Here is a 17,255-nt window from a genome sequence, read left to right as displayed (position 1 = left end):
TAAAGAAAGGGAAAAAATGAAATTTTATATAATTTCAATTGTTTTAAATGTTATGGCTTTATTTATTCCTGTAGCCTATTATGTTTCAAATAATAATGAAAAAGAAAATAAGCAAAATGAGCCAATGACGGTAAATTTGAGTGAAAGTGTGTTTACAAATGTTTCAGATGTTCCAGAAGGAGTGGCTGGAAATAAAAATAATGGAGAGGAAAATGATAAATCTGTAAATGACAAATTTGTAAATAATGAGAGAGTGAAGGATGTTCATAATACTAAAAATATTAGAAATTCTGAGAAAATAGAAATTTCACAAAATGATGGAATTTCAAACTCAAGATTTGAATCTAACTCAAAGAAAATTAGTAACTTGAATGATCAGAAGGAAATTAAGTACACTGAAAAAGTTTTGCAAAAAAATGAGGATGTGAAAGTAGTTTCAAAAGAAAAGGCGGTAGATACAACATCAACACCTACAAATATTTCAAAAAATGTTTCAGAAAATACTGTTGGAAATAATCAAAATGATTCTCATATTAATAAGACAAGAACTAATATTTTTAGTGGAGAAATTGGGAATCATGGAGATGGTGTTAATAAAAATGTTAAAAGTGATTCTTTTGTTAAGAAATTAGGTAATGACGGTAACAGTGGAAAAGATGGTAGTAACAGAGGAAATATTAATAGGAAAGCTGAAGATAGTGGTAGTTCAAAGGTAAGAAATTTAGAAAAAATTAGCAAAAAATCTAGCAAAAATGATGATAATGAACAGAAAAGAAATAATGAAAAAGATAAAGAAAAAAACATAAATGTTTGTAATGAGGGAAAAGATTTTACAGTTTCGTATAATCCGAATTTAAGTTATCCTATTGCAGCACGAAGGCTTGGGAATAAAGGAGTTGTTACTGTTTCAGTAAAGTTTTATTTCAATAGTAGTGGTTCTGTTAGTGTGATTTCGGCTTCAGGAGGAAGTGCAATTTTTCAACAAGAAGCAAGAAAGGCTGCTAGTAAAATAAGAGTAAAAGTAAAAAATCCAGAAACTTTGAAATGTACAATATCAAAATCGTTTGAATTTGAACTTAAATAACTAAAAAGAAGGTTAGAGAGGGAGTTGTATTTCTCCCTTTTGTTTTATCTAAAATTTTGTAATTTTTATTAAGATATTAATGCAAAAAGTTTGAAATCACATCTTACATATGGTAAAATATATTAAGTAATTTAAAAAAGGTAAAAAAATAATGATTGAAGTAAAAAATATTAAAGCATCGAAGGAAAAAAATATTGATGCCATATATATCCATATTCCATTTTGTGATAAAAAGTGCGAATACTGCGACTTTTGCACATTTGTGAGAATGGAAAAGGAATATAGAAAATATACGGATTATTTGATTAAAGAAATTAGAATGTATCCAAAAATCAAATATGATACAATTTATTTTGGCGGAGGAACACCTTCTTTGCTGCCTATTGAGATGATAAGCGAAATATTGGATGAACTTGACTGGTCTGAAAATGCTGAAATTACGCTGGAGTTGAATCCGACGGATATGACTTTTGAAAAACTGAAAAAACTTAATAAAATTGGAATAAATAGGTTAAGTATCGGTATTCAGAGTTTTCAAGATCATGTTTTAAAATTTATTGGAAGGCAACATAGTTCTGATGATGCAATAAATGTTTATAAAATGGCAAGAGAGGCAGGATTTTGCAATATTACGGTGGATTTGATGTTCGGAATTCCTAATCAAAGTCTTGAGGATTTGCAAAGGGATCTTGATATTTTGCGGGAATTAAAACCTGAAAATGTGTCGATTTATTCGCTTATTTGGGAAGAAGGAACGGTTTTTTGGAGCAAGTTGCAAAAGGGGATTTTATCCGAAATTGATCAGGATTTGGAAGCAGAAATGTATGAAAAAATTATTGATTTTTTTGGGGAAAATGGATATTGTCAGTATGAGATTTCTAATTTTGCAAGAATAGATGATGAAGATAAAGATGTTGAAATTAATGAAATAAAAAAATTTGAAGATTTAAGAAAATTGCAGAAAAATGCGGGAAGACATAATTTGAAATATTGGCGAAATCAGAAATTTATTGGCGTTGGAATGAGTGCTGCTAGTTATTTTGGCGATAATAGGCACAGCAATGTACGGACTTTTAAGAAACATTATAATCTGATTGATGATGGAAAATTGCCGATTGATGAAAATACGGTTGAAATTGTGGATGAAACTGAAAGCGAGAAGCTAAAAAAAATGTTGGGGCTGCGGCTTATTCAAGAGGGAATTGAATATTTTGAAGATGAAAAGGTTGAAAAACTTATAGAAAGTGGATTACTGGAAAAATTTTCCCTGGAAAAAATAAATTTTACTGATGAAAAAAATAAAGAATTTCTCTATGTAAAACAAAAAAATACAAAAAATAATGGAGGTTTTGACAAAAAAATAGTGAAAAAAACTTGTGAGGCAAGAATTCGACTGACAAAAAAGGGAATGTTGCTAGCAAATGATGTATTTGTTGAATTTATTTAAAAAAAAGGTTATAATAGTGTAATTGTAAAAATATCATATTTGTTCTTATAAAAGATATACACAATAAATTGCTTTATATTAAAAGATTTCAAATATATCTCAAATACAACAAGTCAAAACAGTAAGGAGCAGGAATGGAACTGAACAGTGTAAAAATTCAGCAGAATTATAAAAAAATTTTGGAAGATATAAAAAAATATTCTCCCTATCCTGAAAAAGTTAAAATTCTGTTTGTAAGCAAGTATCTTAATGTAGAGGAACATAAGACTCTAATTGAAATGGGCTATGATTACTTTGGTGAAAATCGGGCTCAGCTTTATCGGGATAAGCTGAATGAATTTTCAGATGAAAAATATAAAAATATTAAATGGGACTTTATTGGAAGGTTGCAAAAAAATAAAATAAAGTATATAATTAATAGTGTAAATTTAATACATTCAATTGATTCTTATGAACTTTTAAAAGAAATAAATAAAAAAGCTATTGAAAATGACAGAATTATAAATGGATTAATTGAAATTAACGTTTCAAAGGAAGAATCAAAAACAGGAGTTTACATTGAAGATTTTAAAGAAGATAGCGAGAAATATTTTTCTATGAGTAATGTAAGAATAATAGGCTTTATGACAATGGCTCCGTTTGAGGCAAGCAAAGAAGAAATAAATGATTATTTTTCAAATATGAGAAATCTGAAGGAAGAATATCAGGAAAAATATGATTATATTACAACTCTTTCTATGGGAATGTCAAATGACTATGTAGAAGCATTAAAAAATGGTGCAACTATAATTAGAATAGGAAGTAAATTATTTGAATAGGAGGTTATGCTTTGGGACTTAAAAAAAAATTAATGGAATTTTTTGGCGATGACATTGAAGATGATGATGATGACGAATTATCTGAAGAATTGTCAGAAAATGAAAAAAAAGAAGTGGCAACAGAGCAGCCACAACAAAATCAGCAGTCTAAAGTTCAGCACAAAACAACAGCAACAGCCCGTGTAGAACCAGAAAAACAGCCTGAAGAAAAAAAGGGGATAGGAAGCCTTTTTGGGGTAGGAAAAAAGGAGGAAATTACAAAAATGCCAACATCTAAAGTAAATGTCTCGATTATTAGACCAAAAGTTTTTGAAGATTCGAGATTAATTGCAGATGCAATAAAAGAAAATAAAATTGTAACATTCAGTTTGGAATTTCTAGAATATGAAGTAGGACAAAGGGTAATAGATTTTGTAAGTGGAGCCGCTTATGCAATGAGTGCACATTTGTCAAAAGTTACCGATAAAGTTTTAACTTCTATTCCAATGGAAATTGATTACGAAGATATTGATGCTTCATTAGGAGAAGATGAAGGAGACGGTACTTACTTATAATCAAATATCAAAAGTTAAGTTTTGGAATTTAACTGCTTTTTTTGAGTTTTTCTCATTTAAAGCAGTATTTTTTAATAATTTAAAAATATAAATATAAAAAATGGAGAGTGAGTAATGGGAATAATTTTTACAATAATAATTTTAGGAATAATAGTATTTATACATGAACTAGGGCATTTTGCTACAGCCAAATATTTTGGAATGCCTGTTACAGAATTTGCAATTGGGATGGGGCCAAAAATTTTTTCAGTAAAAAAGAAGGAAACAGTTTATTCAATTAGAATTTTACCATTGGGAGGATTTGTCAATATTGAAGGAATGCAGCCTGAAAAGTTTGACTTGGAAGCATTTAAGAAGGAAAAAATGGATGAAATTATTGAAAAATTGAAAGGTGAAAAAAATAATGAGAATGAAATTAAAGATGAAGAATTTATTAGTGAAGTGGAAAAAAGATTAGATACGGCTGTAAAGCAAGAATTGAAAAGGCAGGAAAATATTCAGAAAAATGGATTTTTTACAAAATCTCCATTTAGCAGATTTATTGTGCTAATTGCAGGAGTTGTAATGAATTTTATTTCCGCTTTGATTGCCTTATACATAATGCTTTCTATTGCAGGAACTGTACCTCCTCAATATTCACAGGCAATAGTTGGAGGAATTGAGCAAAATTCAAAAGCAAATGGAAAATTGAAAGTAAATGACAAAATTTTGGCAGTTAATGGTAAAAATATAAAAAACTGGACTGAGATGACAAAAAAAATTGGTGAAATCAGTCAAAGTTATAAAAATGAAGATGTTGTTTTAAAAATATTGAGAAATAACAAGGAAATTACTGAAAATGTAAAATTGACTCATAGTGAAAAAACTAAGGGGAATATCCTTGGAATTCATTTACTAAGTCAAAAATCAACATTTGGAGAAAGAATAAAAATAAGTTTTATTATGTTCGGAGATTACTTTAAAATGACGCTTGACGGTGTTAAAATGCTCGTGACAGGGAAAGTAGCAATGAAGGAGATGACAGGTCCTGTAGGGCTTCCTAAAGTCATTGGAGAGGCTTATGGGCAAGGAGGTCTGTTTGCTATGCTTGGTGTCTTTATTTTAATTTCCATAAATATCGGAATTATGAACTTGCTGCCAATTCCTGCACTTGATGGAGGAAGATTAATTTTTATAATTCCTGAATTTTTTGGAATTAAAATTAATAAAAAAATTGAAGAAAAGGTTCATTTTATTGGAATGATATTTTTGCTTGTATTAATGCTTATTATTGTATTTTTCGATGTTACAAAATACTTTTAAAAAAGTTTAATTAATTTAAAAATCTTGTATTTTAGCCTTTTACAAAAGACTATTAAAAAAGTGAAAAAGGAGAAGCAGAATAAATGGTAGATTTTATGCAAAAAACAAGAAGACTTATGAAACTTTCCTCTGTAATTGCCAAATATGGATTTGATGAATTGTTTAAAAGGGGGGAACTGGAAAGATATATTCCTAAAAATGTAAAACGAAAATACAGTGACAAAATTAATGAAATAAATTCCTGTACTTTTTATGAGCGAATAAGAATGGCAATTGAAGAAATGGGTCCTGTGTATGTGAAATTTGGGCAAATGTTAAGCAATAGAAAGGATATTTTGCCTGAAGAAATGATCACAGAGCTTCAAAAATTGCAGGATGATGTAGAAGTTGAAAAAGTTGATGTAAAGAATAAAATGAATCTGGAACTTGGGATTGAAATAGATGCCTATTTTGAGGAAATAGAAGAAGAACCGATGGCCTCAGCTTCAATTGGACAAGTATTTAAAGGCAGATTAAAAAATGAAGAAAAGGTCGTTGTAAAAATACAGCGGGAAAATATAAAGCCTGTTGTGGAAATTGATTTGGAAATTATGAAAAATCTTGCAAAAACTTTGGAAAATTATTATGAAGATATAAAAAAAATGAATATTGGAAATATTGTGGAAAGTTTTGAGAAAATGCTGAATGAGGAACTTTCCTTAAATAACGAACTTCGTAATATGCAGCGATTTGCAAATAACTTTAAAGAGGATGACAGAATCCACGTGCCAGCTGTGTACAAGCAGCTTTCCAACGATCGTATTCTCACAATGGAAATGATAGAAGGCTTTAAAATTACCGACAAAGAAAAAATAATAAAAATAGGGCAAGATCCTAAAAAAATAGCTAGAATTGGACTTGACCTTTATTTAACGCAATTTTTGAAGTATGGATTTTTTCATGCTGATCCTCATCCTGGAAATATTTTTTTAAAGGAAAATGGGCAAATTGTATTTATTGATTTTGGGGCAATGGGAAAACTTTATCCAAATGAGCGGGAATTTTTAATTAACTTGATTATTTATTCACTAAAAAAAGATGTGAAAAAAATGGTTGAAACAATACAGGAATTAGCAATTAAATTTGAAGTGCCAGATGAAAGGAAATTTGAGAGGGAACTTTATGGGATAATCGAAATGATTGATGAAAATTCACTAGAAAATATAGATATTGTTACAATTTTTGAAAAAGCGAGAAAAATATTCAGTGATAATCAAATTTTACTTTCAGAAGATATTTATTTGCTGATAAAGGGAATTGGGCAAATTGAAGGAATTGGACGGCATTTAGATCCAAATCTTAACATTAATGAAGTTATGCAGCCATATATGGACAAAATTGCAAAGGAGAGAATAAATCCGATTAATATTTTTAAAAAGGAAACAAGAAAACTGGAAACTTTTTCTGAAAACTGGCTAACTTTGCCGACAGATTTAAAAACAATTTTGGAAAAAATTCAAAAAAATGAACTAAAACATAGGCATGAAATAATTGGATTTGAGAAATTTCAAAAAACTTTTGAGGAACTAGTTTTGGCGATTATCATCTCATCACTGTTTGTTGGATCATCAATACTGGCTTTGGCAAATATCCCGCCAAAAATTTTTGGGATTTCTGGATTAGGATTATTGGGATTTATTATTGCTGGAATTATGGGAATAAATTTATTTTTGAAAAGTAAAAAATAAGTGACAGCACAATAAAAACTATTTTAAAAGGAGTAAAATGTATAAAAACAAGATATGAAAGGATCGATAATTATGGAAAATAATGTATTACTTGCGACATTTAAGAATCAGTTAAGCGCATTTGAAGCATTGGCGGATATAAAAGAAAAATATGTTGGGGAAAATTATATAATTACACAGGCGGCTGTTGTAAAAAAAGAAAGTGATAAATTATCCTTTAAAGATGGATTTGAAGTAAATAAAAATGGGAATATTGGATTTTTAAACGGTGGTCTGCTTGGAAGCTTCATCGGAATTATTGGAGGACCATTAGGTGTTATTTTTGGAGGAACTATCGGAGCTTTAATAGGCGGAAGCCATGGTGAAAAGGCTGATAAAAAAGTAGTTGGTATCTTTGAAGATGTGTCAAAATATTTGGTAAATGACCATTATGCCTTAATTTTGCTAACATCTGAATCAAACACTTCTGAACTTGATAACTTTTTGAATAAATATGAAACAGAAACTATTTTAAGAAAAGATGCAAAAATTGTAAGAAAAGATTTGGAATTGGCGGAAGAATATGAAAGAAAATTAAGAACAGATATTGAATATAAAGAACTAAAGGAAAAATTTGAAAATAAATCTAAAGAAATAAAAGACAATTTAGATGATTTTTCAGAAAAAGTAAAGGTTAATGCAGAAGCATTTACTGAAGATTTAACAAAATTTGTATTAGATTTAAAAAATAAATTTAAAAAATAGAAAATATATTTTGGTTTATTTTATGGCAAGGGGTCAAGGCCCCTTTTTATAATAAATCCGTTACCTAATGAAAGAGATTTTATTTCCTCTTTTTTAAAACTACTTAATCAATCAGAATTTATCAAAAAAACACGACTAAAATTTTTGATTAAAATTAGTACAACAGCCATTATTCCAATATTCGCAATAAATGGCAAAAATGGATTAAATGCCAGTAAATGCCCAGATAAAAAAGAACCGACAGCATTTCCAAGCGAATCTGCTGCAGACACTACTCCTAGAATTTTACCTTGATTTTCAACATATCTTCTAGCAATAATCGTATTTCCAAGAGAACGTACTATTTCATAGGTCATTGTATAAGCAGCCATTATAAAATATGGCGTCGTTCCTGACTTTACTCTAAAAAATATAAATGACATCAATATTATACCAGTAAAAATCATAACTTTATGAATAATTTTTTCTTTAAATCTCTTTAATAACTTTTCTAGAAAAAATGCCGTCCCTAAAAATGCCAAAAGTGATGAACACATTACAAAAGTTCCGATTGTATCTGCCGAAACCTTTTCGTAAAATTTAAAAAAATAATTTAACGCGCTCGCATAAGAATAAATCCCAATTCCAGATAAAAAAATTATAAGACAGAAAAATTTTGAAAATCCATCAAGTTCCTTTATATATCTAAAAGTCGAAAACGGATTTAAACTCTTATTATCTTTAATGTTTGACATATTTACTGGTTCTTTTACAATTTCTCTCCTGAACCTCCCACGACTAAAGTCACAGGGTTCTAAAATCTTTAAAAATATTCAAAAATTTTCTAAGAAGTTTGATAGCTTTACACTACCCTTATTCTTTTAGGTGTGTTCAGCTCACCTCTATTGTATAGGACACTTAAGTCCACAACTTTACTTTTCCTTAAAATATTTAATGCTCCATTACAATCCGCATTTATGAGTTTACCTGCACTTGTTTGATATAGTCCTCTTTTTATTCTTTTTCCACTGAATATATATTCTTGCGGATTTTCTTTATCGTATACTGGAATTATATCTCCATCAAAGAAACTTGCTTTTGATGTATAACTCTCTTCTTGCAGTTTAAATTCTATTCCATATAGCTTACATAGATATATTAATTTATCTCTTAATTTTCCATATGGTATATTTACAAAGTTTTGATTATTTATGCTTCCTATATTTGATTTTCTTTGAAAATCTTCATTATATCCTAAAATTATTTTTCCTATATCATTATTAAGACAATAATTTACAATTATTCTTGCTGCTTTTGAAAGATAATCATTTATACGATTATTTCTCTTTCTAGCTATTCTCTTTTGTCTTAATGTTATATGCTCTATCTTTTGCTTATCTTTTATGCTTTGCAGCTTTGCATTTGTCTTGTTATAGTATTGATTTATTGATTTTAATTTTCTACCATCTATTATGAATGAAGTTCCAGTATTTGTAACACAAGTACAAAGATTATTTATACCTAAATCAATTCCTAGTGCATTGTTTTCATTTAATTCCCTTTGAACTTCTTCTACCTCATAAGTATATTGAATTTCAAAGTACCTAGAATGTTGTTTGGGTATTATTCTAATCTCTTTTATCTTCTTGTCTTTTAATACTGGTGGTAGTTTTATTGCGATTTCCTTATGTGTCTTTCTAAATGAATTTGAATAAGGAACTATCAGCATATCATATTTTAATCTTACAAAACCTATAACAAGAGTTGTAAAACCATCTTTATCAAGATAATTAGGTAATTTTATTTTACCATTATATTGACCATTCTTAGCAAGTTTTAAAAGTCCAAAAAATGATTTGAAACTTCCATCTACTTCTTTTAGAATTTGTTGAGCCATATTAGAATTTAACTTCTTATAGTTCTCACTATTTTTAAGCATTTTATAGTTTTCGTTATAACTTAAATACTTTTTCTTATTAAAATAGTATTGTCTAATATTATATATAGCTTCATTAGTTAAGTTCTTGGCTATATGAGATAAATATTTTAAATTTCTAAACTCTTTTTTGCTAAGATGTTTTACTTGTTGTTTTAATGTTAAATACATATATAATCACCTCCTTTTCATCAGAGATATTATACTATATATCCTACATTTTATCTATTAAAAAGTAATATTTTTTAAATATTTTTAAAGTTTTTAAAACCCCACAACAGTGGGAAGCGTCGTTCACATAAATACGCTACCATTTATGCAGTTCTCATGGCATATGTACTCCTTAATAAATTAAGGAGATTAGCCTTGAACTTCTTGTTATCTCTAACAAGCACAGACTATATCTTATCCATAGTGTATCTCAACACCTTAGGCGAAACCACTTCCAATACCAATCGCTTGTATTGTACTCCCCTCACGAGGGATAGTCGTTGAACTTTCCTTTTCAGGATTAGCTGCTGATTGTCTATTATCATAATGTTTAGGATTTAACCTTGCACCATCTAGTATATTTTTTCTGCTTTCGCTACCTTCACACTTATACCATATTTGAACGAAGGTATTATGTTGTGGTTATACTAGCTTTAAGAGTTCCCAGCAATTCAGTTTCTTCGTTGCACGGTTTTGCTCCGTGTCTACATACAAGTTTCCCTATATGCTTACTAAAATTTTCGTGCAATTTATCTCACGACTAAAGTTGCGAGTATTCTTGCACTATTTAATAAATACCAAAATAAAAAGCGATAAAATGCCCCCACAAATAAACTGCAGCCCAAAAGAATACCTAGGATCAGCAGTTGCCACAATTCCTCCGATTTTTTGCCCAATCGCCCCTCCAATTACAATTGCTGAACTGATTTTAGCTATATTTTTTGCCTTCTCCTCCTTTTCAGATAACTGACTGACATATCCAAAAGCTACTGCAAAAGTTCCTCCCGAAACAAATCCTGCAACTATTCGAGCTAAAAATATAATAGGAAGACTTGTAACAAATCCAAAAACAAGCTGGGCAATCCCATAAAAAAACGGCATAAGCACAAAAATCCTCTTCATTCCAAATCTATCTGCCAATGCTCCCAGATAAGGCGAAGAAATAAACATTGCTGTACTCATAAATGCTAAAAACTCTCCGGAAATACTCTTTTTCCAGCCTCTCATCTGAATCAGGTCAGGTGTTCCTGGATGTCCTAAATTATATACAACCATACATAAAAACATCATTATTATCATTCTATTTATATTTTTTTTCATTTGTTCCATCTCCTTTCTTTTTTACATCTCATACTATTTCCCATTTAAACACCGAACTGATTATAAACTTTTTTTAAAGATTCAGTATCTCTTGTTAGAATATAACTTCTATTTTTAAATGGGGCTTAGTATCAAATACTTTTTTAAAATTAATTATGAAAAAATAAAAAACCAGACACTACTCTGGTTTTAATAAAAATATTTATTTAAAATTTTATTTCTTAAAATAATCCTGGAATATTTACTCCACCAGTAACTACTTCCATTTCCTTTTCAGCCATTTCTTCAGCTTTATCCATGATTTCGTTCACTGCATTTATAATTAAATCTGAAACAATTGTCGAATCATTTTCTTCAATTGCATCTTTTAAAACATCCAAAGAAATTGATAAATCAACTAATTTTTTTTGACCATTAGCTTTAATAGTGATTCCACCACCAGCTACAGAACTTTCTACAAATTTATCCTTTAATCCCTCTTGGATCTTTAACATTTCCTGTTGCATTACTTGAGCTTGTTTAATTATATCCTGTTGGCTTCCACCTGATTTATTTCCAGCTCCTTTTATTTTTCTAACCATAGCTAATAATTCCTCCTACGAATTATGATTTATATATTTATAACAATTTTTATCTTTATAAAAAAAAATGGTGGAGAGAGAAGGATTCGAACCTTCGAAGGCTGAGCCGGCAGATTTACAGTCTGATCCCTTTGGCCACTCGGGAACCTCTCCACAACATTCTAAATTTAAATAGTGGTGCCGCTTGTCGGACTCGAACCAACCACCTACTGATTACAAGTCAGTTGCTCTACCAGATGAGCTAAAGCGGCACTAAATGGCGGAAGTGACGAGACTCGAACTCGCGACATCTTGCGTGACAGGCAAGCACTCTAACCAGCTGAGCTACACCTCCATAATGGTGGTCACAATTGGGCTCGAACCAATGACCCCTGCTTGTAAGGCAGGTGCTCTCCCAACTGAGCTATGCGACCATAAATAATCACCATTTAATATTTTATATTCAGTTTTAATTTTGGTACGGCCTAGGGGGATCGAACCCCTGTTGCCAGGATGAAAACCTGGAGTCCTAACCACTAGACGAAGGCCGCACAATTATTCTTTTATCTGTTTATTTTTTTACCACTCACAGACAAGAAATATAATATCATATTTAAATCTATTTGTCAACTACTTTTTTAAAATTTTTTTTGATTTTTTTTAAGGTGTATTGGATAATCAATCACAACAAAAAAATATATAAAAAAAACATAGTAAATGATATACCAAAATTTCTTAACAAATGAGAATATAAATGGTTTGATACGGAAATTTTTACAGCATGAATAAAATAAAGAAAAAAGTACCAAGGATATAGAATGCATTAAATAGAGGATATAAGAAAATATTGGACTGTTATTCATCAGAATGAATATTATTTTGACAACACAGTAATAAGAAAAAAAATAGGGCTGTTTCATAAAATAAATAAAATTCCTAAATCATAAATTTTATATATTTTACCATATTTATAAAATCAATAAAAATAATATCTATTGATTTTTAAAATATATTAATATTTATGTTAGTAAAATTATTTTTGAATTATGAGACAGCCTCTTAAAAAATATTTTTTACATTATTTTTACTTTTTTGTTATGCATGATTTGACAATACACCCAAATTTTTCTACATTTTTATTACAATAATTTTCTGCAATCTATTTAGTTCAGATTCAATTTCATCGTTTGCCAATATTTTCATTGTTATTCTATTTGAATAGTTTTTCTCTAATATTTCTACCCCAAATTTTTGGCTATTTCCACTTAAAAATGCTTCTATTTCAGAAGTATTTTCATAATCATAGTCCAAAATAAAAATAGATCTTTCTACATATTCCACAATTCCGGCTTCATTAACAGCCAATTTTGCAGTTTTAGCATAATTTCTTATAAGTCCACCAGCTCCAAGTTTTATGCCGCCAAAATATCTTGTAGCAACTAATGCAACATTATAAATATCCAAAATTTTCAGTATTTCCGCCATAGGCTTTCCAGCTGTATTGCCAGGTTCGCCATCATCATTGTATTTAAAGTACTCCTGTCCACTTTCTATAACTCTATAAAGCGGGACATTATGAGTTGCTGTCGGATGCATTTTTTTTATTGAATCGATAAATTTTTCTGCTTCAACCACTGTTGAAACTGGTTTAATGTATCCAATAAATTTAGATTTCTTTTCTTCAAATTCAATTACCGTTTCCTTTTGTACACTCTTCAAGCCTAATTCTCCTTTCATTTTATGATTTCACTACATATTCAATTAATTCTTTAATCGTCTGAACCTCCCACGACTAAAATCGCAGGGTTCTAAAATCTTTAAAAATATTCAAAAATTTTCTAAGAAGTTTGATAGCTTTACACTACCCTTATTCTTTTAGGTGTGTTCAGCTCACCTCTATTGTATAGGACATTTAAGTCCACAACTTTACTTTTTCTTAGAATATTTAATGCTCCATTACAATCTGCATTTATGAGTTTACCTGCACTTGTTTGATATAGTCCTCTTTTTATCCTTTTTCCACTGAATATATATTCTTTTTGATTTTCTTTATCATATATTGGAATTTCATCTCCATCAAAGAAACTTGCTTTTGATGTATAACTTTCTTCTTGCAGCTTAAATTCTATTCCATATAGTTTACATAGATATATTAATTTATCTCTTAATTTTCCATATGGTATATTTACAAAGTTCTGATTATTTATACTTCCTATATTTGAATTTCTTTGAAAATCTTCGTTACATCCTAGAACTAGTTTTCCTATATCATTATTAAGACAATGATTTATAATTATTCTTGCTGCTTTTGAAAGATAATTATTTATGCGATTATTTCTCTTTCTAGTTATTTTCTTTTGTCTTAATGTCGTTCGCTTAATCTTTTGCTTATCTTTTATACTTTGTAATTTTGCATTTGTCTTATTATAGTATTGATTTATTGATTTTAATTTTCTACCATCTATTATGAATGAAGCTCCAGCATTTGTAACACAAGTACATAGATTGTCTATGCCTAAATCTATTCCTAGTACATTGTTTTTATTTAATTCCCTTTGAACTTCTTCTACTTTATAAATGTATTGAATTTCAAAGTACCTAGAATGTTGTTTTGGTATTATTCTAATCTCTTTTATTTTCTTGTCTTTTAATACTGGTGGTAGCTTAATTTTAACTTCCTGATGAGTTTTCTTAAACGAATTTGAATAAGGAACTATCAGAATATCATCTTTTAATATTACAAAACCTATAACAAGAGTTGTAAAACCATCTTTAGCAAGATAATTAGGTAATTTTATTTTTTTATTATCATATTGACCATTCTTAGCAAGTTTCAAAAGTCCAAAAAATGATTTGAAACTTCCGTCTACTTCTTTTAGAATTTGTTGAGCCATATTAGAATTTAATTTCTTGTAATTTTCACTATTTTTAAGCATTTTATAGTTTTCGTTATAACTTAAATACTTTTTATTTTGAAAATAATATTGTCTAACATTATATATAGCTTGATTTTTTAAATTCTTAGCTATATGGCACAAATATTTCAAAATTTTAAATTCTTCCTTACTAAGATGTTTTACCTGTTGTTTTAATGTTAAATACATATATAATCACCTCCTTTTCATCAGAGATATTATACCATGTATTCTACTTTTATCTGTTTATTTTTAAATATTTTTAAAGTTTTTAAAACCCCACAACAGTAGGAAGCGTCGTTCACATAAGTACGCTACTACTTATGCAGTTCTCTTGGCATATGTACTCCTTAATAAATTAAGGAGACTAGCCTTGAACTTCTTGTTATCTCTAACAAGCACAGACTATATCTTATCCATATCCTATTTCAAGGACTTAGGCGAAACCACTTCCAATACCAATCGCTTGTATTGTACTCCCCTCACGAGGGATAGTCGTTGAACTTTCCTTTTCAGGCTTAGCTGCTGATTGTCTATTATCATAATGTTTAGGATTTAACCTTGCACCATCTAGTATATTTTTTCTGCTTTCGCTACCTTCACACTTATACCATTTTCTCACTTAAGTATTATGTTGTGGTTATACTAGCTTTAAGAGTTCCCAGCAATTCAGTTTCTTTGTTGCACGGTTTTGCTCCGTGTCTACATACAAGTTTCCCTATATGCTTACTAAAATTTTCGTGCAATTCATACCCTACGAGTACATGTCTCACGACTAAAGTCGCAAGTATTCTTGCACTATTTAATAAAAAATTGTTCCATAATCCAATACTGGACGTTTTATTGTTAAAATACCAACTCCACATTCCTGACATGCTTGAACTTTTTGAAGTTCTCCACCTGTTTCTCCACTTTCCTTTGTAATAAGATACTGAAATCTCTTATTTTCTTAAAGAGTTTATGTTCACACAAGTTCGCTGCTTCTTATGCAGTTCTATTAACATCTTATATTTTTTAAGATATTTTTGAACTTCTTAATATTTCTATTAAGCACAGACTATATCTTATCCCACAGCTTTACCTGTTTGAGCCTGCCCGCTTCCACCAGCTTTAGTGTACTCCCTTAAAGGGATAGTCGTTGAACCTTACCTTGCGGTCTTGGCTGCTGATTGCCCATTGTTTTTAAGATAAATTTTCTTTTAGCACTTAGGTTTTAACCATTTCTATTTTTTATGCCATCTGGTTTATTTTTTCCGCTTTCGCAACGATCACACTTATATCTTCATATTTATTTTATCCTAAACAAGACATTATGTTGTCGTTAAACCAGCTTTAGGGTTTTCCAGCAATTCAAGCAGTATTAGGCAGTTTTAAAACCGCCTATGCATACATATTTCTATATACGCTGACTATACTTTACAAACTAATTTGCAATTTTTAGTTTCAATTACATACTTTACAGTTGTAGTTTTAATCAATTTTATAATTTTTCAATATTGCAACATTCATTTCTTTAGAAAAAGGTCCTTGCATAGCAATTATATTTTTAGGCAAATATCCAAGTTTTTCTGCATTTTGTATAGAAGCCGCTGTAGGAAGTATCCTGATAAATAAATTATTCTTTTCTTCTATACTTCTTAACTCTACTAAGGAATTTGATCCCAATGTACTCAATATATTTTTGTTTTCAAATTTATTCAAAAATACAATTAGCTCCTTCAAACTTTTAAACTGAAATACATTTTCAGTTCCATAATCCAATATTTTTCTTTCAAATCTTATATATTTTATCTTTTTCTCTGCAATATTCCGCTCATTTAAATAACTTACCATTGAAATGACAGTATTGCTAATATTTTGTGCATACGGATGACTTGCATCAATAATTAACTGAACTTCTAAAACTTATTTTATTTTTAGAAGTTATCGTTCACATAGGCTCGCTACTTCCTATGCAGTTCTCTCAAATACTGTAATTATATTATTAATATCAGTTTCTTATATTAATAAATTGCAATACTTCTGAACTTCTTAATATTTCTATTAAGCACAGACTATATCTTATCCCACAGCCTCACCTGCTTGGGTCTGCCCGCTTCCACCAGCTTTGGTGTACTCCCTAAAGGGATAGTCGTTGAACTTTACTTTTCAGTCTTAGCTGCTGATTGCCCATTTTTCTATTTAATTTTAGCACTTAGGCTTTAACCACGATAAACTTTATATATTTATGCCATCCAATTTATTTTTTCCGCTTTCGCAACATTCACACTTATATCTAAATTTTGTTCAAAAAAAGATATTATGTTGTAGTCAAATTGGCTTTAGGGTTTTCCAGCAATTCAAGCAGTATTAGAACAGTTTTAAAACTGCCTATGCATACATATTTCTATATATGCTGACTATATCGCCTTTCTTAAATTTCCAGCCATAATTTTAATCAATGTTTTTTTCCAAAATTAAATTTTCAATTTGTAATACACCCAATCTTTCTGAAATTATATGTATCCGTTTATTTTCAGTCACATCCTCAAGTAATTTCCCGCCATATTCAGTAGCCGTACTCACAACAATGTCATCTTCCCTGGCTTTCATAACCTCATCTAAAATAATTCTAGAATCCTTTGTTCCTCCAATTATCCAAATCATCTAATTTCCCTTTCCTAACTATATTTTAAATTCCTCCAATTATCCCCTTTTTACTAATAACATAAAAAACTGTTCACTATTTTATGCTTTTCATATTTCAATTGTAAAAAACTGCTTAATTTTAAAAATTACAATTTATCACTTTCTAATTATACCACATTATTTATTTTTTATTGCTATTTATTTCATAAATTTTAATTTATTACTTAAAATTAATAAATTATTTTTTCAT

At 29.3% G+C, this 17,255-nt stretch carries 18 protein-coding genes, 5 tRNA genes and 1 pseudogene; 7 read left to right on the top strand and 17 right to left on the bottom strand.

Translation table 11 applies throughout. The annotated features are described in order from the left end of the window. Positions 1 to 16 precede the first annotated feature (16 nt). The 7 genes from HW276_RS01535 (at position 17) to HW276_RS01505 (ending at position 7,676) form a co-directional block, all read left to right on the top strand. Positions 17 to 1,084 (top strand): TonB family protein, encoded by a 1,068-nt coding sequence (locus HW276_RS01535; protein ID WP_178937137.1) that lies wholly within the window; start codon positions 17 to 19, stop codon positions 1,082 to 1,084. Positions 1,085 to 1,235: 151 nt separating this feature from the next. Beyond that, positions 1,236 to 2,531 (top strand): radical SAM family heme chaperone HemW, encoded by a 1,296-nt coding sequence (hemW, locus tag HW276_RS01530; protein WP_178937136.1) that lies wholly within the window; start codon positions 1,236 to 1,238, stop codon positions 2,529 to 2,531. A gap of 134 nt (positions 2,532 to 2,665) precedes the next feature. Then, complete coding sequence (locus HW276_RS01525) at positions 2,666 to 3,349, top strand: YggS family pyridoxal phosphate-dependent enzyme (protein ID WP_178937135.1); 684 nt, start codon at positions 2,666 to 2,668, stop codon at positions 3,347 to 3,349. An 11-nt stretch (positions 3,350 to 3,360) separates the two neighbouring features. Continuing rightward, positions 3,361 to 3,903, top strand: a complete 543-nt coding sequence (locus HW276_RS01520; protein ID WP_232053982.1) for a cell division protein SepF — start codon at positions 3,361 to 3,363, stop codon at positions 3,901 to 3,903. A 114-nt stretch (positions 3,904 to 4,017) separates the two neighbouring features. After that, complete coding sequence (locus HW276_RS01515) at positions 4,018 to 5,205, top strand: RIP metalloprotease (RefSeq protein WP_178937134.1); 1,188 nt, start codon at positions 4,018 to 4,020, stop codon at positions 5,203 to 5,205. A 95-nt stretch (positions 5,206 to 5,300) separates the two neighbouring features. After that, on the top strand, positions 5,301 to 6,932 hold the full coding sequence (locus HW276_RS01510) for an AarF/ABC1/UbiB kinase family protein (RefSeq protein ID WP_255460276.1): 1,632 nt from the start codon (positions 5,301 to 5,303) through the stop codon (positions 6,930 to 6,932). Positions 6,933 to 7,004: 72 nt separating this feature from the next. After that, positions 7,005 to 7,676, top strand: coding sequence for a DUF1269 domain-containing protein (locus HW276_RS01505; RefSeq protein ID WP_255460275.1), 672 nt, complete (start codon positions 7,005 to 7,007; stop codon positions 7,674 to 7,676). 107 nt (positions 7,677 to 7,783) lie between these two features. Here the strand turns inward: HW276_RS01505 and HW276_RS01500 are convergent, their stop codons facing one another. The 17 genes and pseudogenes from HW276_RS01500 to HW276_RS01420 all read right to left on the bottom strand — a co-directional run bounded on the left by HW276_RS01500 (position 7,784) and on the right by HW276_RS01420 (position 17,023). Further along, positions 7,784 to 8,410, bottom strand: a complete 627-nt coding sequence (locus HW276_RS01500; protein ID WP_232053978.1) for an MFS transporter — start codon at positions 8,408 to 8,410, stop codon at positions 7,784 to 7,786. Between the two features lie 107 nt (positions 8,411 to 8,517). Next, entirely contained in the window at positions 8,518 to 9,762 is a 1,245-nt protein-coding gene (locus HW276_RS01495) for an RNA-guided endonuclease TnpB family protein (protein WP_178937131.1), read from the bottom strand. A gap of 451 nt (positions 9,763 to 10,213) precedes the next feature. Further along, the gene (locus tag HW276_RS01490) at positions 10,214 to 10,330 is read right to left on the bottom strand and encodes a MarR family transcriptional regulator (protein ID WP_147002831.1); all 117 of its coding nucleotides are present in this window, start codon (positions 10,328 to 10,330) and stop codon (positions 10,214 to 10,216) included. Between the two features lie 35 nt (positions 10,331 to 10,365). Next, on the bottom strand, positions 10,366 to 10,902 hold the full coding sequence (locus HW276_RS01485; protein ID WP_255460274.1) for an MFS transporter: 537 nt from the start codon (positions 10,900 to 10,902) through the stop codon (positions 10,366 to 10,368). A gap of 221 nt (positions 10,903 to 11,123) precedes the next feature. Beyond that, the gene (locus tag HW276_RS01480) at positions 11,124 to 11,483 is read right to left on the bottom strand and encodes a YbaB/EbfC family nucleoid-associated protein (RefSeq protein WP_147002830.1); all 360 of its coding nucleotides are present in this window, start codon (positions 11,481 to 11,483) and stop codon (positions 11,124 to 11,126) included. A 68-nt stretch (positions 11,484 to 11,551) separates the two neighbouring features. Next, a tRNA-Tyr gene (locus HW276_RS01475) sits at positions 11,552 to 11,636 on the bottom strand. 22 nt (positions 11,637 to 11,658) lie between these two features. Beyond that, a tRNA-Thr gene (locus HW276_RS01470) sits at positions 11,659 to 11,734 on the bottom strand. Positions 11,735 to 11,740: 6 nt separating this feature from the next. Continuing rightward, positions 11,741 to 11,817 (bottom strand) — tRNA-Asp (locus HW276_RS01465). Positions 11,818 to 11,821: 4 nt separating this feature from the next. Then, positions 11,822 to 11,896, bottom strand: a tRNA-Val gene (locus tag HW276_RS01460). 42 nt (positions 11,897 to 11,938) lie between these two features. Further along, a tRNA-Glu gene (locus HW276_RS01455) sits at positions 11,939 to 12,013 on the bottom strand. A 577-nt stretch (positions 12,014 to 12,590) separates the two neighbouring features. After that, complete coding sequence (locus HW276_RS01450) at positions 12,591 to 13,181, bottom strand: YigZ family protein (RefSeq protein WP_178938501.1); 591 nt, start codon at positions 13,179 to 13,181, stop codon at positions 12,591 to 12,593. Between the two features lie 137 nt (positions 13,182 to 13,318). Beyond that, positions 13,319 to 14,566 carry an RNA-guided endonuclease TnpB family protein gene (locus HW276_RS01445; RefSeq protein WP_178937130.1) on the bottom strand — a complete coding sequence of 416 codons (1,248 nt, stop codon included), beginning with the start codon at positions 14,564 to 14,566 and terminating at the stop codon, positions 13,319 to 13,321. Between the two features lie 247 nt (positions 14,567 to 14,813). Next, positions 14,814 to 14,999 carry a hypothetical protein gene (locus HW276_RS01440; RefSeq protein ID WP_178937129.1) on the bottom strand — a complete coding sequence of 62 codons (186 nt, stop codon included), beginning with the start codon at positions 14,997 to 14,999 and terminating at the stop codon, positions 14,814 to 14,816. A 7-nt stretch (positions 15,000 to 15,006) separates the two neighbouring features. Continuing rightward, a complete protein-coding gene (locus tag HW276_RS11675) occupies positions 15,007 to 15,252 on the bottom strand; it encodes a hypothetical protein (protein WP_255460273.1) in 246 nt (81 codons plus the stop codon). Next, positions 15,252 to 15,302, bottom strand: a pseudogene (locus tag HW276_RS11945) (hypothetical protein); the annotation flags it as partial. The pseudogene HW276_RS11945 and the gene HW276_RS11675, both read right to left, overlap by 1 nt. Positions 15,303 to 15,847: 545 nt before the next feature. After that, a complete protein-coding gene (locus tag HW276_RS01425; RefSeq protein WP_178938499.1) occupies positions 15,848 to 16,261 on the bottom strand; it encodes a precorrin-6A/cobalt-precorrin-6A reductase in 414 nt (137 codons plus the stop codon). A gap of 549 nt (positions 16,262 to 16,810) precedes the next feature. After that, on the bottom strand, positions 16,811 to 17,023 hold the full coding sequence (locus HW276_RS01420) for a precorrin-6A/cobalt-precorrin-6A reductase (RefSeq protein WP_178937128.1): 213 nt from the start codon (positions 17,021 to 17,023) through the stop codon (positions 16,811 to 16,813). Between the last annotated feature and the right edge of the window lie 232 nt (positions 17,024 to 17,255).

Origin of the sequence: Leptotrichia sp. oral taxon 417, assembly GCF_013394865.1 — a bacterium.
GTDB lineage: Bacteria > Fusobacteriota > Fusobacteriia > Fusobacteriales > Leptotrichiaceae > Leptotrichia > Leptotrichia wadei_A.
The sequence above is the reverse complement of the archived record's forward strand: the minus strand, read 5'-3'. Positions and strand labels throughout refer to the sequence as shown.